The sequence below is a fragment of the Myxococcales bacterium genome, from assembly GCA_022563535.1.
In the GTDB taxonomy this organism is placed as follows: domain Bacteria; phylum Myxococcota_A; class UBA9160; order UBA9160; family UBA4427; genus DUBZ01.
Genome location: JADFNE010000013.1, coordinates 25,653 through 41,938 on the forward strand (window position 1 = coordinate 25,653; position 16,286 = coordinate 41,938).

13 protein-coding genes are annotated in these 16,286 nt (G+C 60.4%); 6 read left to right on the forward strand and 7 right to left on the reverse strand.

The genetic code is table 11. The annotated features are described in order from the left end of the window. Positions 1-364 precede the first annotated feature (364 nt). Positions 365-1,687 carry a TMAO reductase system periplasmic protein TorT gene (gene torT / locus IH881_06155; GenBank protein MCH7867263.1) on the forward strand — a complete coding sequence of 441 codons (1,323 nt, stop codon included), beginning with the start codon at positions 365-367 and terminating at the stop codon, positions 1,685-1,687. Between the two features lie 4 nt (positions 1,688-1,691). Beyond that, entirely contained in the window at positions 1,692-3,770 is a 2,079-nt protein-coding gene (locus IH881_06160) for a response regulator (GenBank protein ID MCH7867264.1), read from the forward strand. A 31-nt stretch (positions 3,771-3,801) separates the two neighbouring features. Here the strand turns inward: IH881_06160 and IH881_06165 are convergent, their stop codons facing one another. Together IH881_06165 and thiD are read right to left on the reverse strand one after the other, a co-directional pair. Beyond that, positions 3,802-5,634 (reverse strand): DNA mismatch repair protein MutS, encoded by a 1,833-nt coding sequence (locus IH881_06165; protein ID MCH7867265.1) that lies wholly within the window; start codon positions 5,632-5,634, stop codon positions 3,802-3,804. After that, a complete protein-coding gene (gene thiD, locus IH881_06170; protein ID MCH7867266.1) occupies positions 5,631-6,452 on the reverse strand; it encodes a bifunctional hydroxymethylpyrimidine kinase/phosphomethylpyrimidine kinase in 822 nt (273 codons plus the stop codon). Before thiD ends, IH881_06165 begins: the two co-directional genes overlap by 4 nt. Positions 6,453-6,595: 143 nt before the next feature. On the opposite strand from thiD, the gene IH881_06175 reads away from it, so the two are divergent. Continuing rightward, complete coding sequence (locus IH881_06175) at positions 6,596-7,375, forward strand: hypothetical protein (protein MCH7867267.1); 780 nt, start codon at positions 6,596-6,598, stop codon at positions 7,373-7,375. A gap of 83 nt (positions 7,376-7,458) precedes the next feature. Here the strand turns inward: IH881_06175 and IH881_06180 are convergent, their stop codons facing one another. Then, positions 7,459-8,541, reverse strand: coding sequence for an Mrp/NBP35 family ATP-binding protein (locus IH881_06180; GenBank protein ID MCH7867268.1), 1,083 nt, complete (start codon positions 8,539-8,541; stop codon positions 7,459-7,461). Between the two features lie 154 nt (positions 8,542-8,695). On the opposite strand from IH881_06180, the gene IH881_06185 reads away from it, so the two are divergent. From IH881_06185 to IH881_06195, 3 genes are all read left to right on the forward strand, one after another. Then, the gene (locus tag IH881_06185) at positions 8,696-9,664 is read left to right on the forward strand and encodes a hypothetical protein (GenBank protein ID MCH7867269.1); all 969 of its coding nucleotides are present in this window, start codon (positions 8,696-8,698) and stop codon (positions 9,662-9,664) included. Positions 9,665-9,721: 57 nt separating this feature from the next. Beyond that, positions 9,722-10,306 (forward strand): signal peptidase II, encoded by a 585-nt coding sequence (gene lspA, locus IH881_06190; GenBank protein MCH7867270.1) that lies wholly within the window; start codon positions 9,722-9,724, stop codon positions 10,304-10,306. A 256-nt stretch (positions 10,307-10,562) separates the two neighbouring features. Next, positions 10,563-10,928: an Hpt domain-containing protein gene (locus tag IH881_06195; protein MCH7867271.1), complete on the forward strand. Its 366-nt coding sequence runs from the start codon at positions 10,563-10,565 to the stop codon at positions 10,926-10,928. A gap of 2 nt (positions 10,929-10,930) precedes the next feature. Here the strand turns inward: IH881_06195 and IH881_06200 are convergent, their stop codons facing one another. From IH881_06200 to IH881_06215, 4 genes are read right to left on the reverse strand one after another with little or no spacing between them, the layout of a single operon-like run. Then, positions 10,931-12,901 (reverse strand): acetoacetate--CoA ligase, encoded by a 1,971-nt coding sequence (locus IH881_06200; GenBank protein MCH7867272.1) that lies wholly within the window; start codon positions 12,899-12,901, stop codon positions 10,931-10,933. Positions 12,902-12,924: 23 nt separating this feature from the next. After that, positions 12,925-14,172 carry a NupC/NupG family nucleoside CNT transporter gene (locus IH881_06205; GenBank protein MCH7867273.1) on the reverse strand — a complete coding sequence of 416 codons (1,248 nt, stop codon included), beginning with the start codon at positions 14,170-14,172 and terminating at the stop codon, positions 12,925-12,927. After that, positions 14,169-14,822, reverse strand: coding sequence for a thiamine phosphate synthase (gene thiE, locus IH881_06210; protein ID MCH7867274.1), 654 nt, complete (start codon positions 14,820-14,822; stop codon positions 14,169-14,171). The genes IH881_06205 and thiE overlap by 4 nt, the downstream gene beginning before the upstream one ends. After that, the gene (locus IH881_06215; protein ID MCH7867275.1) at positions 14,819-16,282 is read right to left on the reverse strand and encodes a sigma-54-dependent Fis family transcriptional regulator; all 1,464 of its coding nucleotides are present in this window, start codon (positions 16,280-16,282) and stop codon (positions 14,819-14,821) included. Before IH881_06215 ends, thiE begins: the two co-directional genes overlap by 4 nt. Between the last annotated feature and the right edge of the window lie 4 nt (positions 16,283-16,286).

A 16,286-nucleotide genomic window follows, 5' to 3' on the forward strand; every position in this document is an offset into this window, starting at 1 on the left:
TCCGGTCGGGCAGTTCGATCTGGCAGGGGAGGGGTTGGGGTGTCTGGCGAGTGCCAGCTCTGCATTCGACTAAGTAGAATGTACCAGGAGTGCTCCAGTGTATCCTCGACATCTCGATGAATCCGCCCGGCCTTGCGGTTCGAGGATCATCGAGGCATTTGTACTCCGCGCCTTGTCCGCAGCAGCAAGATTCCAGTACTCTTGACCGACGACAACACGACGAGTTCGACTCGGTACGCGGTGCAGGCGCAAGCCCGTGGACTCAGACTGGGGTGCCCCCGTGATATTTCGTGAAGACTTCGAAGACCCAGCTCTCCGAGGTCATGCATGGTTCGCGCTTATCGCGCATGCGTGTAGGGCGACGTTGGATCCCCTTGCTGTTGTCTTGGTGGGTGTCTTCACCTTCGCAATCGCTTCGACCGCGGAGCCGGCCCCCGAGCAGTCGGCGAATGACGGCTCCGGCCAACTTGCCGCGCACGCGCCCCCGCTGGCCCCTGAGGTCTATGACTTGATCGACCAGGAACTGCGTCGGCGTGATGCCGAAGGTCCTGTACTCGTCAATAGCTACTACGGTCGCTACAGCACGCGAGATAAAAAACCGGGGCACCCCGCGCCCAGCCTGGAGGGGCCCATCGTCGAACCGTGGTTGGGCGCCCAGCGGCCCCCGCCCGGCACGCGGTTGGCTGTTTTGCTTCCTCACGTCAAGGACCCGTTCTGGGTATCGGTCAACCTGGGCATCATCTCCGAAGCGCGGCGGCTCGGGATCGGTATCGATCTCTACCAGGCCGGCGGATATCACAGGCTGGGGACGCAGGTCCGGCAACTGGAGCAGGCGGTTCGGAAAGGCAATATCGACGGCGTCATCATTGGGCAGGTGGAATACCGCACGAAGCATCTAGGCGAGATCTACGAAGATCTGGAGCGGCGGGGCGTTCCGATCGTACCCGTGTGTATTGACACGTATCATCCGGCCATCGACGCCAAAGCCGTGGTGCCCTGGTATGAAATGGGCTTTGCGGCGGGTGGATTTCTCGCCGAACATTCTGCCGATCGAAAAATCAAGGTTGCCATGATGCCGGGTCCCGAGGGCCTCGGCTGGGTCGATGAAACCTTTCGTGGATTCATCGAAGCGTTGGAAAAACATGGCGCTATGGACCGGATCGAGATCATCGGACCGATCTTTGGAGATACGGGCGACGGGCTGCAACGCTTTCGACTCGGATTGCTTTTTCGAAAACATACCAACATCGACTACCTCGTCGGCAATGCTCTTGCGGCGGTCGCTACGCTGAGCACGAATGCCGATGGCCGGCCTCCCGAGCTAGAAGGGTGGAAGGGCCGGCATCCGAACCTCAAGGTCATCTCGACGTATTTGATTCCGGATGTGCATGAGCTGATTCGGAAAGGGAAAATTTTGGCTGCCCCGAACGACAACCCGAAGCAGCAGGGCGTCATGGCAGTCGACATGATTGCGAGCATCCTGAATGGAAAGCGGCCCGGAAACAGAACCGACGGAATCGCCTTTCGATCGGGCCCCGTCGTTCAATTGATTACCTCCGCGAACATCGAGCAATGGAGCTATGAGACGCTTTTTGGGCCAAGGAAATTTGTTCCGGTGTACCAGCTTCCGCCGGGGGGCGAGGCGAAAACAATGCCGGCGGCACATGATCCAGTCTCGGCGAACTAGTCGGATGGCGATCGAATCACAACGGACGAAGGACGCGGAATCGACAGATGCTCGGCAATCCGCTCACATGCAGACACAGGTAGACACTCGCAGTGAAGCTGAGATCAGGATTTCGCGACGCTTGCCGGCGATCACGTTTTCCATTGCATTTGTCGTGATGGTCGTCTTCGTGTTCTTTTACCAGCAACATGTGGTTTCAAAAACACGTCAGGAATTGGCGCTGCATGCTGCGATTCTCGCGCCCTCGCTCTGGAATTTTGACGACCAGGCCCATCGACCGTACATGGAGCTCGCAGCTCGGGCAAACGACTACGCGGAAGTGACCGTCCTGGACTACCGACAGCGCGAGTTCATGAAGCTCGACAATTCGGAGATGAGCACACACGACAGGATTTTTTCTCGACTTGGCTTGATGCCTATCCATGAATTCGAGATGGAGATCCAGCACGCTGGCGAGCCGATCGGCACTCTCCGTGTTCTCTGGCGAAACAATGCGGTGGATGTCTGCATCTCCGTGAGCGTTTTCATCTTCATGATCGCGACCGGTATATGGCTCCTTCTCAAGCTCGCCTATACCGCCCGGGCCCGAGACGAGAAGACACGATTGCTTGCCGAGCAAAAGCGAGAATTGGAAGTGGCAGTAGACAAGGCCGAGGCGGCAAACCTCGCAAAGAGCGTTTTCCTGGCCAACATGAGCCATGAGCTGCGTACGCCACTCAACGCCATTCTCGGCTTCTCGGAAATCCTTCAGCCCTTGATTTCCGAGCCGTCGCAACGTCACTATTTTTCCCGAATTCGAGACAGTGGGAAATCACTGCTGAGATTGATCAACGATATTCTCGACCTTTCGAAGATCGAGGCCGGGAAATTGGAAGTGCAATATTCGGTCGTCTCCCTGTCACCTCTGTTCCGAGAAATCGAGGAATTTTTCGCTGAAAAACTGTTGGACAAGGGTCTCGGATTTACTGTAGACATCGCAGGCGACGTCCCGGACGCTCTCCTGCTGGACGAAATCCGATTGCGGCAGATCCTCTTGAATATCGTGGGCAATGCCGTCAAGTTCACTGAATCTGGTTCAATCACGCTTGCCGCGAAGGTGGAATCAGTCGATAAAAATCACAGCAGCAGCATCGATCTGGTTATCTCTGTGGCCGACACGGGAATCGGAATTCCAGAGAGCCAACGCGACAAGATATTCTCGCCTTTCGAGCAGCAGGACGGTCAAAAGCAAGCTCAATACGGGGGAACCGGGCTGGGCCTGGCCATCGTGCGGCAATTGCTGGACATCATGAACGGCACGATCATTGCCTCCGCTCGGAATGGCAGCGGAAGTGTCTTCACCGTAGTGCTGAAGGGCGTGGAAGTCGCGGTCACAGAGCAGGCCCCAATCGCAATCAGGAATTTCGAAGAAGGGATCAATTTTGAGACAATTACCTTTGCAGGATCAACGATTCTGATTGCCGACGACATCGACTACAACCGTGAACTACTCAAAGGTTATCTCGAACAGTTCGACCTGAATCTGATCGAAGCGAAGAACGGGATCGAGACACTTACCATGGCGCAGCAACACCGGCCCGATCTGATTTTGTTGGACATGAAAATGCCCGAGATGGACGGCTACGAGGCTTCTGCCAGACTCAAGGAGGACGCCAATCTGAGAAATATTCCCGTGGTCGCCATTACCGCATCTGCGTTGAAGCAGGACGAAGACAGAATCAACCGGATCTGCGACGGCTATCTGCGCAAGCCGACAAGCAAGGCCGATGTAGTCCGGGTAGCGATGCAGCACTTGCGCCACACAGTGAACGACGTTCAGGCAGAAGAAGTCGCCGCGAAGTCCCCGGGCCAAACGGTCGAGGCGGCGTGCCCACCGCAATTGGCACCGAACCTCGTGAGGCAATTGCGTGAGGCCTCCGCTGTCGCGGACATCGATCGACTGCGCAAGCTGATTGATCAAGTCGCAAAAAACGACGTCGACTTTGCCCTGGCTTTGCGGCGCCAGGCGGATCAATACAGTTACGACGGGATCGCGAGGCTAGTGGCTTCCAGAGGGAAGCCAGAGGTAGCCAGTACAGACTGAGCCCAGGAGATGTACGGGTGTTGCCGTGATGCTAGACATCCAGGCCCACTGCGCGCATCAGCGCGAGCGCGTTGCTCTTCTCGACCACCCCCTTGCGCACTCGATAGTCGAAAGCCATCCGGCCTTCTTCGAGGTGATCTTGGAAGTGCACGTTCTCGATGGCCGGTGCCATCTCGTCGGCGATCTTCGCGAGCGCGAGATCGTGGGTGGTCACCAGTCCCAGCGCCCCTCGCTCGACCAACCCCTTGACCACCGCACTGGCGCCGATTCGCCGGTCGTGAGAATTGGTGCCGTGGAGAATTTCATCCAAGAGGAATAAAACCGGCAATTCCCCTTCGCTGATTTTTACGATCTGGCGCAGTCGTTTGATTTCGGCGTAAAAGTGCGAGGTCCCTTCCAACAGCGAATCATTGATTTGAATCGATGCTGCAATTGCGAGTGGGGTCAGGCTCAGACTCTCTGCGCGCACTGGCGCTCCGGCCAGGGCGAGGAGAATGTTGCAGCCGGCGGTGCGGAGATAGGTGCTCTTGCCGGACATGTTCGAGCCACTGATGATCAGCGCGCGTCGATCGGCTCCGAGTTCGAGGTCGTTGCGTACGCACTGATCGTTCGGAAGCAGCGGGTGCCCCAGGGCTCGAGCGCTGAGTTTGGGTTCCCCCTCGCAGATTTCAGGGAAAATCGAGTCCGGGTTTTCGTAGGCGTATCCGGATAGCGAGGCCAGGGCCTCAAATTGTCCCGCGGCACTCAGCCAGTCTTCGAGGACGCCGCCCCATTGTACCCGCCAGCGTTCGATTACGAGGCCGAGTTGCGTACCCCATAGGAACAGCGCGGCAATCGGGGCAAAAAGTTGGTTGCGCCGCGCGTCGAGCAAATCCACGAGCTTGCGCAACTCGGCAATGCGCTGGGCGCAAGATACGCCCCGGGTTTGCAGGCGCTCTACCAGGGAAACCAGCAGCGGACTCTCGGCCGTTTCATTTTCGAGGCGAGCCAGCAGGTCGCGCAGCAGGGCGAGGTTCCGGGTTGGCGTGTCGATTGCGGCGAGGATCTTCCCGATGCGCCTGTGCAGGATTCCCGCGAAAATCATCTGAGGGATCAACGCAAACAAGAAGGGCAGGGGGCCGAGCCCCAGCCAGAACCAGACAACCAGACCTCCAATACTCAGAGAAGAGAGCACAGCTGCAATCACGTTCAACGACTTCTTTGCCTCGAAGTCCCCCGGAGCGTTCGCCCAGGAGACCAACGGCTTTGGACTGAACTGGGTGTGCAAGTCCGCGCCCAACGAATCGATGTCTTCGCGCAATTCGAGCCGGGGTGTCAACTCGGCAATCGCGGACTGTCGCGCGCGGGCGATGGCAGCGCTGGGTTGGGTCTTTAGCCAGTCCGCCAGGGTCTCCTGGCCGACCGGCGTGCGCGCGGTGCAGATGCGTTCGAAGAGTGAACCCACTCCAAAGAGATCGAGATCGTTTGCATAGGGATGGCCGGGGTCACTCCACTCGTCGCCGGTGTTGCCCTGGCCCATCCAGCGGTCTTCGAGGCGTGCGATCCCCGCCCGGTAGAACTCCGCGCGACGCGACGCGCGTTTGCGCATTTGGATCACGCGGTCGTGCGCGATCAGCAACGCGATAAAGACCAGGACGGGGGGCACTGTCCAACCCCGCGCAATGGATTGGCTACCGAATGCGAACCAACCGACCCCGGCGGCGATTGCGAAGCTCAGCAAGCGAAGATTCGAGAGAGTGCCGTCCAATCGCCGCCAACGGGCGAGTTCACCCGTGTGGCGCTCGAGGCGCGCGGCGTAAACTTCGGCCGGCGTGGTCCCATTCTCAGCCACAGTGGAATCGGCTTGCTCGCTGGGATGACTCATACGGGTGCGGAGTAGCCGAGAACGTGAGCGCCCGATCCCGTTGCCTGTGCGTCCGCGAGCGCTGCCGCGACGAAGCTGCGCGCACGTTCGACTGCGTCCGCGAGGCCGCTTCCCTTCGCGAGTTCTGCCGCAATTGCAGAGGAGAGTGCGCACCCGGTTCCGTGAACGGGTCCGGCCGGGATATCGATGCGAAGGCCCTCGAGCCACGAGTATGAAATATCGACTTTCCCTTCGATTTGATCGTCGAAACTTCGAACCGCCAGGAGATCGTCCGGGGCGCCCTCGCGGTGCCCGCCTTTCACCAGCACCGCCTGGCACTCGAACTTTTCGATGAAAACCCGTGCGGCTTTTTCACAACCTTGCCTGTTCGAAACGTCGACGCCCGTGAGTGCCTCTGCTTCGGGCAGGTTCGGCGTGACCAGGGTCGAGCGGGAAAAGATACCCTGCAAGGCTGGCCAGGCCCGGCGTTCGAGGAGTGACGTCCCATCGCTCGCGAACAAGATGGGATCTACCACCACGGGCACATCGGGATCGATGCTCGCCAAGCCCAAGCTGACATTTCGCACAACGTCGTCCGAGGCCAGCATGCCGATCTTTACCGCATGGGGCGAAACGTCTCGCACCAGGCAGCGGAGTTGATCGAGCACCACCGAGGGAAACACGGGCAGAACGCTGTGCACCTTGGCCGTGTCCTGGATCGTGAGGGCAGTCAACACGCCCATCCCGTGACAACCGAAGTGGCGAATCACCTGCAGATCCGCCTGCAACCCCGCGCCCCCGGTCGGGTCCGAACCCGCGATTGCCAGTACGATTTTCATGATCCGCTAGCTTAACCCGAATTTTTGGAGGTGAGTCCGATATTCTCTGCGGCGATGGTGCAATGGCCGTCTCGAGCCGTTGGGGGGTCATCGCTTGCGAGGCACGGGAGCGCCATCGCGCTCGAAGAGGTGAGGGAACGAAGATGAAACGGGCGATAGCCAGGCGCACTCGGGTTGTCGCGATCGCATGGTTCGCGACCTTCACGCTGTCCGGTGCGGCCGCTGCACTGGATGTGAAGGACTCTGAAACAAAAGCCGCCGCAAAGACGCCTGCGGCGCTGCCTTCCATTTCATCCGGCGCTCCGGGGCAGACTTGGTACGTACGCAGTCGGGTCGATACGGAGTTCGGAAGCATCACGACCCACTATTGGTCGAAGGGTGCGCTGTTTCGCGCCGATACCGTCGTAGCGGGTCATCCGATTACCACGATCGTGAATGGGCCCCGCTACTACGTCTATGATTCGGCCCTGGCTGACGGCGCGGCGATCGAGCGCAACCTTGCGTCGGTCGAGGAGGATGCGACGCGGGGTCGCCCCTTCGGGCTGGAACTTGTCGAACTGCTCGCGTCCGGCGGCGAGAAAGTGGACGAGGGTTTCCTGGCAGCAAGCTCGATCGGCTACGAAATCTATCAACTCACCAATGATAACGGTCGGCGGCGAGTTGTGGTCACGAGTTCTGACCCCCAGCTTCCGATCAAGATGGAGACCTTCGTGCGCGAGACTGGGTCCACCGGGTTTCTCGCGTACACGGGCTGGCAGCGGGGCATCAAACTCGAAGATGCGTTCTTCGAACCGCCCAATACCGTTGTCTTCGAGCAGATCAGCTACGCCGAATACACCGCCCGATACGGAAAAGTCCCGATCGGTCCCGCCCCGGTGTACTACCGCCACCTGCTACACGGCAGCCGCAAAATAGATCGCTAGGAGCCGGACCCAAGACTCTCGTGGAAAGCCCAGGCGGCGATGCATCGGCGCATGGGCGTCGCGACGAGTCTTGGGTCAGGCTCCTAGTTGTCGAAGACCCCTTCGCCTTCGAGCCGGGCCAACTTGCGCGTTACCTGGGCCGCCAGTGCTTCGAAGATCTGAGCGATTTCGGATTCCGGATGGCTCAGCAAGATTGGCCGTCCCCGGTCTCCTTCTTCGGCGATGCGCGGATCGATCGGCACCTCGCCCAGGAAGTCCACGTCCAGATCCTGCGCCATGCGCTTCCCGCCGCCTTCGCCAAAGATGTAGTACTTGCGATCGGGAAGTTCCGGCGGCGTAAAGAACGACATGTTTTCGACCAGGCCCAAGATCGGAATGTTGACCTTGCGAAACATTTCGAGACTCTTGCGAGCATCGATCAGCGAAAGATCATTGGCGGTGGAGACGATCAGCGCCCCGGAAAGCGGAGCGTTCTGGGTCAACGTCAGTGCGGCGTCGCCGGTGCCCGGTGGCATGTCGATGATCAGATAGTCGAGTTCTCCCCAGAGCACGTCACTCAAAAACTGGCGAATCAAACCGTGAACCATCGGTCCACGCCAGATCACCGGAGAGTCGTCGTTGGTGAAGTAACCGATCGACATCAGTTTGAGTCCGTGGCCCTCGAGCGGAACGATCTTCTTGCCCTCCGTTTCCGGGCGACCGCGGGTTCCGGTCAGCAGCGGCAGCGAGGGACCGTACACATCGCAATCCATGATCCCAACCCGCGCCCCCGCCTTCTTCAGGGACAGCGCCAGGTTGATCGCGATTGTGCTCTTGCCGACACCGCCCTTGCCCGAAGCCACCGCGATGGTGTGAAACACGCCGGGCAAGACGTCTTCGCGATCGGCTTCGACACTGCCGGGGGTCGGCCGAGACTGGGAAGTCATGCGGACTGCGACGCTTTCCACGCCGTCGAGTGCGCCCACCCGGTTCATCGCATCACGCTCGAATTCTTCCTTGACAGGGCACGCCGGGGTCGTGAGTTCGATGGCAAAAGAAACGCCAGTGCCGTCGATCTTGATGTCTTTGACAAACCCGAGATCGACGATGCTCTTGTGGAAATCGGGGTCTACGATCGGACGCAGGGCGTCGAGGATCTGGTTCTCGGTGACGTTTGGGGAACTCATGTAGCGGTCCTTTTGGAATTGTGTTCTGCGCGCGGCAGCGTAGCGAATGTGTTCGGATGCGGCGGCGGGAATCGCGGGCATAGGCCCCGGGGGATGAGTAGCATGCCGACTTGCCGCAATTCTACTTCCGTGCTGCCAGTGAGATGCAAAGGCGATGAGCGAACTCGATTACGCCCTCGAACGGCTTCATCTCTGTAGCTTCGAATACGCGAATGCCCAGCCCAACTACGCTCCGATGGCGGCGGAAGCATTGGAGAGCCTGGGCCACGCCGCGCTGATTTCGGGCTTGATGGATGTCTATCTGCCTCGCTTGCCCGCTTTGCAAGAGGGCCAGCCCTTGCGCGCAGATGAACGCGAAGCTGTCCGGGGCCAGCTCGACCGCGCTTCCGACTGGTTGGCCAGTTACGAGCAAGCGCTGGTTGGATCGACCTGGTCGGGGGTTTTGGCCGAAGCCTTTGCGCAGGTCGGGGATGGACTCGCAGAAACCCAGCTCGGGCTGCACGCGCTGGTTCGCCTGGGTCACGCCGTTCGCAGTCTCTCGCGCGAGGACAACCCGGTGCGACGACGCGAGCTGGCCCTTGCGCTCGCGTACTTGGCGGCGGGTTGCCAGCCTTCGGCCAAGGCTCGCGAAAACGACCAGCCGGATCCTTGGGTCGGTCGGGCGCAGGGGATTCCCGCGGAGGACAATGCCGATGTCATTGGAGAATTGCTTTCGGCGGTTTGCCTGGACGCGGCCGAACGCTATCTCGCTGACGCCGAAAATCGTGCGTCATTGAGCGCGGGAGTCGTTGTGCCTGGCGCCTTTCGGTTTCTCATTCCCCACCTGCCGGCCCCCACACGCCAACTGGTTCTCGTGAGCATGATTTCTCGCGTCCGGGATTCGCTTCCCGTGCAAAATCCCAACCGGGGCGCCGAAGTGTCGGAAGATTGCGAAGTTGCGCGTTGCGCCGAGAGCCCGAGCGAGATTCGCTATCGGGCGGCGTGTTCGGTGCACGAGCATGCAATCGTGATGGCCGAGGCCTGTTTGCGAGAAGAGGCCCTCGACCCGAACGCAACGCTGTTGCGGGCCGCGGCTGACGCAGCGCTGCGACTCAGCCCACCGGGTTATCAGGAGTGGCGGTGAGATCGGCAGTCGTTCGGTCGAGGATCTCCCGAAGCATTGTGATAGGCTGATTCAATCATGAGCCTGAAGAGTCCAAAGACAATTGCATTTCTGATCTCGCTGCTGATCGTGTATTCCCTCGATCAGCTGACCAAACACTGGATCAACACGACGATTCGCTACGCGGACCGCATCGAAGTGATCCCGGGTCTTTTCGATATCACCCACGCCCGCAACGGCGGCGGGGCGTTCAGCTTTTTCGCCGACGGACCCTTCGAACAACGAATGGTCTTCTTCGTAGGGACGACCGTGTTCGCGATCGCGTTGCTGTTGGTGTTCTTCCGGAAATTGCGCTCCGACGAGATTCTCTCGGCCACCGCGTTGGGGGTCGTGCTCGGCGGAGCACTGGGCAACCTCACCGATCGACTGCGCTTCGGAGAGGTGGTGGACTTTCTCGATGTTCATCTCTTTGGGGGTTATACCTGGCCAACTTTCAACATCGCCGACTCCGCCATCGTGATCGGGGTGATCTTGTTGGTCGTCGAGATTTTCATGGCGAAAGAAGTCGTCGGCGATGAAGCGAGAGGCGAAGAGGACGAACCGTCCGACCCGCCCAATCACACGGATCCCGGCGGCGGAACGGCCACGGCAAACTCTGGCTAGCAGCCTGTTCCTGTTGAAGAACCCTGACCGAGCCAGGTGCGGTCCAGATAAACGCCCTAGTCCCATTGGGCGCAATCCCGAGGGCAAGATCAGCACTTGTCCGGCTTTTGTCGTTGAATGCCCTGCTGCTCCATTCGGCGCTCTTTTGCCCCCGGCAGTTGCCGATACCTAGCTGAGCCACACATCGTCAAGATACTCCAGCACTGCGACCGTTGAGCAATTGGCGGCCGCCGATGGGAAAAAGGTCGAGGAAAGTATGACTGAACCAGAGTTGCCAGCGATCGACGCGACGGCGTATGCCGCGCTCGAAGAGATCGCCGACGGCGACAATGAATTCATGGCCGAACTACTCAATCAATATCTCGCGGACGCGGATCAGTTGGTCTCAGTGCTCGCCCCCGCGCTGGCGAATTCGAACGCTGAAGAACTCGAACGCGCCGCTCACACCCTCAAGTCTTCGAGCGCAAACGTCGGTGCCATGACGCTCTCCAACCTGTGTGAAGAGCTTCAGTGCATAGGTCGCAGCGGCGACCTCGGCGATGCCGCCGAAAAAGTTCCACTCGCCCTGAGCGAATTCACTCGAGTCTGCGACGAACTGAAGGTACGGCTCGAAAAACTCTAGGGCTAATTCGCCAATTCCTCGCGATCGGCGAAGTGCGCAAGCGCTTCGGGGTTGGCGAGGGCGGACGCGTTCTTGACCGCGCGACCGTGAATGACGTCGCGCACTGCTAGTTCGGTGATCTTCCCGCTGCGAGTGCGCGGAAGGTCGGGAACCTGAACGATTCGCTGGGGTACATGCCTCGGACTGGCGTGCTGGCGAATGATCTTGCGGATTTCGTTTCGCATCGCGTCGTCGAGCAGGGTGTCGTCGCGCAGCCTCACGAAGAGCACGACCCGAACGTCGCCCTCCCAGTCCTGGCCCACCGCAAGGGATTCGAGCACCCAATCCAATCGTTCGACTTGTCGATAGATCTCCGCGGTCCCGATCCGCACACCACCGGGGTTGAGTACGGCGTCGGATCGCCCGGTGATGACGAATCCGCCTCGGTCCGTGCGGCGAATCCAGTCGCCGTGACACCACACGCCCGGGAATCGCTCAAAATATGCGGAGCGATAGCGGCTTCCGTCGGGGTCGTTCCAGAACTTCACGGGCATCGAGGGAAAGGGCCTGGTGCAGACCAGTTCCCCCTCGACGTCGAGTAGCGGGTCGCCCGAGTCATCGTAGACGTCAATCGCCATGCCCAGGCCGGCGCATTGAATTTCGCCGCGATGCACTGGGAGGATGGGGTTGCCGAGCACGAAACACGAGACGATATCCGTACCTCCGGAGATCGACGAAAGCTGAACATCCGCCTTGATGGCCCGGTAGACGAAGTCGAAGCTTTCCGGAGCCAACGGAGATCCCGTCGAAAGGATCGCCCGAAGCTTTTCCAACGGGAACGAATCGCCGGGGCGCAGCTCGTCTTTGGCGACCGCGTCGATGAACTTTGCCGATACCCCGGCCACGTTGACCGCCTCCCGGTCGATCAATTCGAACAAGCGCAGGCCGTCGGGATGAAATGGGGAACCGTCGTAGAGGATCAGGGTCGCCTCCGAAGCGAGGGCTGAGACCAGCCAGTTCCACATCATCCAACCGCATGTAGTGAAGTAGAAAATTCGATCCCCTGGAGCGAGGTCGGTGTGGAGTTGGTGTTCCTTCAGGTGCTGCAACAGCGTCCCGCCGGCTCCGTGCACGATGCACTTCGGTTTGCCGGTCGTGCCCGATGAATAGAGGATGGCGATCGGGTGATCGAAGCCGAAGCGTTCGAAGCGCAACGCTGCGGCTGGATTCGAGTGCACAAGGGCATCGAAACGATGGGTGTTTGGCAGATCTTGAAGCCCCGCTGACGGTTCTCTCGACGAGACGATGATCGTGTCGCGAACGCTCGGAAGACCGTTCAACACTTCGCGGATTCGCGTGATCGGTTCGAAGATCTTGCCCCCATATGCATAGCGATCCACGGCCAGCAGGACCTTCGGTTCGATCTGACCGAAGCGGTCGACGATGCCTTCGGTGCCGAAGTCCGGGGAACAAGACGACCAAATCGCGCCGAGGCTCGTGGTGGCGAGCATTGCAATAACGGCCTCGGGTCCATTTTGCAAAACGGCCGCGACGCGATCCCCGGGGCCAATGCCAAATTCGCGCAAATGCTCGGCAAGACTCGCGACCCGTCGATATAACTCCGCGTGAGACAGTTCGCCCCGCCGTCCGGATTCGTCGAGGTAGATGAGAGCCGGGGTATCGTCGCGCCGCCGCATCAGGTTCTCGGCGAAGTTCAGGCGGGCTTCGGGAAACCAGCGCGCGCTTCGAATGTCGTCGGCGTCGGTGAGAACGACATCTCCAGGACCGTCTCCGCGGACCTCACAAAACAACCAGACCGCTCGCCAGAATGCGGCGGGTTCATCGATGGACCAACGGTGGAGTGCTGGGTAGTTGATTCCGGCATCACCGGTTGTATCCGGTGCGCCGGCTTGCTCGCGTGCAAAGCTCGCAAAGGCGCTCATGCGCGATCGCGCAACGCTTTCCAGCGTGGGCTGCCAGAGCGGTTCCGACATCGAGTCGTGCCCCCCTTCCGCGGCTAGAGGAGCATGCCGACGATACAGGCCGTCATGAACGTGGTCAGGGTGCCCGAAAGAATCGAGCGCATTCCCAGTCGCGCCACCTCGTGTCGCCGATCCGGTGCCATCCCTTCCATTCCCCCCAACAAGATGGCCAGCGAGCCGAAGTTGGCAAACCCGCACAGTGCATAGGAAGCGATGATGACCGACCGGGGCTGCAAGCTGCCCGCCTTGACCAATTCGCCCAACTCGCGATAGGCGATGAACTCGTTGAGCACGGTCTTGACCCCGAGCAGTGATCCCACCTGAGCCACATCCTGCGAGGCGATCCCCATCAAGTAGGCAAACGGAGTCATGATGATTCCGAGCACCCCTTGAAACGAGAGCGTTGGATTGCCGAAGAAACTTCCCGCATAGCCGAGGATGCTGTTCGCCATTTCGAGCAGGGCATAGAAGGCGATCAGCAGCGCGCCGATATAGGCCGCGAGCTTCAGGCCATTGATCGCGCCGGTCGCCGCGGCGTCGATGATGTTGCTGGCTCGACTATCGAGATCATCGATCGACTGTGTGGCGCTGGCACCGCTTGCCGTCTCGGGGTTTCCGGATTCAGGGAGCATGACTTTTGCAATCAAGAGCCCGGCGGGTGCGGAAAGCAAACTCGCGATGACGAGATGGCCCGCACCGTCGACACTTCCCAGAAACCCTACGTAGGTGATCAGCACAGAACCCGAAACAGTGGCCATTCCCAACGTCATCAGACTGAAGAGTTCCGAGCGGGTCATCCTCGCCAGGTAGGGTTTGATGACGAGTGCCGATTCGACCATGCCGACGAACACGTTCGCGACCGCGGCAAGTGCTTCGGCCCCCGAGACGCGCATGGTTTTCGAGAGCAACCAGGCAAATGCGTTGACGATGCGCTGCACCAGGCCCAGGTGATAGAGAATAGCGATCAGGCTGCCCATGAAAATGATCACCGGCAGCACGTTCAGCGCGAACGAGAACCCGGTCTCGACCAGGCTGCCAAAGACAAACTTCGTGCCCGCGGCTGCATAGACGAGCAACCCGTTTACGAGTTGATTGACGGCGACAAAAAAGGCCGCGCCAAAAGAACTCTTGAGCAAGAGCAGTCCGAGCGCGAACTGCAGACCGACGCCCCATGCGATCACCCGCCATGGAATCTTCGAGCGGTCGGTCGATACACACCAGGCGATCGCGATCATGGCGAAAAAACCAAAGCCCGACATCGCACGCAGCCCCAGATCGGTCATGCAGACCTCCGCGGATCATTCCAGGCCGGATGTTCGACGAGGCGCCGAGTTGCGTCGGCCGGTTTTTCCGCGCCAGCCAGCGCCGAAATCACCGCGATCCCCGCGACGCCACAGCCGAGCACCTTCGCGAGATTGGATTCTTCGATTCCGCCGATCGCCACCACGGGTAGCGCTCCCGCGGCAGCCACGATCTCGCGCAGCGCAGCGAGACCTCGGGGCGTGTAGGGAGTTGCCACGGATCCGGTGTCGAAGACCGGCCCGAAAGCCAGGTAGTCGATGTCCGAAGCGCGAGCCGCGTGGGCCTGCTCGAGATCGTGGGTAGAGCAGCCGATCGCGAGGCGTTTGCGCGCGCTCGCAGGGAGATCGGCGGGCGCCAGGTCGTCCTGTCCTAGATGAACCGCGTCAGCGCCTGCCGCCAGCGCGAGGTCGAAGCGATCATTCATGACAAAGCGCGCGTCGACCTCGAGGGTCATCACCCGGATGCGCTCCGCCCAAGCGAGTGTTTCGCGATCGTCCGCGTGTTTGGCGCGCAGCTGAATGACCCGCGCGCCGCCCCGCAGCGCCTCGCTCGCTTGTTCGACGGGGTCTCGCGACCAACGCGGATCGTCGTCGGCCAACACGTGCAGACCCCCGTACGGGCTCATGTTCATGGCTGATTCCGAGAGGGGAGTTCGATCGCGAGGTCGGTGATTTTTTTGCGTAGGGTGTTGCGGTTGATCCCGAGAATGGCCGCCGCGCGGATCTGGTTGCCGTCAGTTCGGGCGAGCACCATTTCGAGCAGCGGTCGTTCGATTCGTTCGAGCAGGTCTCGGTACAAATCCTTGCGGTCCGGATCTTCCAGTGCCGCGCCGATCTCGACGATCAGTGCTTGCTCCAAGTCCGCCCGGTCCGGGCTCCCGGATCTTTCGGTGTCGAGAAACTTGAAATCATCCGAGGTCAGCATGTCCGTCGAACTCAGGACCAGCGCGCGTTTGATCGCGTTCTCGAGTTCGCGCACGTTGCCCGGCCAGGTGTGCTCACACAGACGCTCAACGCATTCTTCCGAGAGAAAGCGCTGGGCTCCGACGAGTTCGACGCTATATCGCGCCATGAAGTGTTCGGCGAGACTCGGGATGTCATCGGCGCGCTCTCGCAAGGGCGGGATGTGAAGGGGGACCACTCGCAGTCGGTAGAGCAGGTCCTCCCGAAAGGATCCGTTGCGCACCGCATCGTCGAGGTCGCGATGGGTTGCCGCGAGAATTCGCACGTCCACCATGTCGGGTTTGCGGCCGCCCACACTCATGACCTCCCCCGACTGCAGAACGCGCAACAGTTTCGCCTGAAGATCCTGGGGCATGTCGCCGATCTCATCGAGAAACAGGGTGCCGCCGGATGCCTCGCGGAAGCGACCCGGTCTGGATTCCAACGCGCCGGTGAAGGCACCTCTTTCGTGGCCAAACAATTCGCTTTCGAGCAGTTCGCGCGGGATTGCGGCGGCGTTTACTGCGACGAATTCACGATCGCCGCGTGGGCCCGCCTGGTGGATCGCCCGGGCGACGAGTTCTTTGCCGGTTCCGCTTTCGCCGGTAATCAGCACCGGCACGTTTCGGTCCGCGACTTTGCCGACGGTCTTGAAGATTTCGAGAATCTGTGGGCAGCGTCCAATCAAGCGTTCGCCGTGGTGGCTGCGGCTGCGTCCCATTGCCCGGCGCAGGTGCCGAACCTCGCGCTGAAGTTTTCGTGTCGCGAGTGATTTCTCGGCCAGGGCCGCCACGTCGGCCAGGGAAAAGGGTTTGACGAGATAGTCGAGGGCTCCCCGCTTCATCGCCTGGACGGCGTTCTCCATCGTGCTCTCCGCCGTGATCACGACCGCGGCGGTTTCGCTTCCGCTGGCCCGCAGCCGGTCGAGCAGTTCGAGGCCGGAGAGCCCGGGCATGCGAATGTCGAGGAAGGCGACGTCGAAGCGACCCGTTGAAAGCAATTCGAGCGCACGATCGCCGTCGCCGACTTCTTCGACCGTATGACCCTCCGCTTCGAGGGCTTCGCGCAGGACGAAGCGAATGGAATGTTCGTCGTCGGCGATCAAGATGTTGGCTCTGCGGTTTTCGTCGTGGTGGGAACTGGTGCTCATGCAA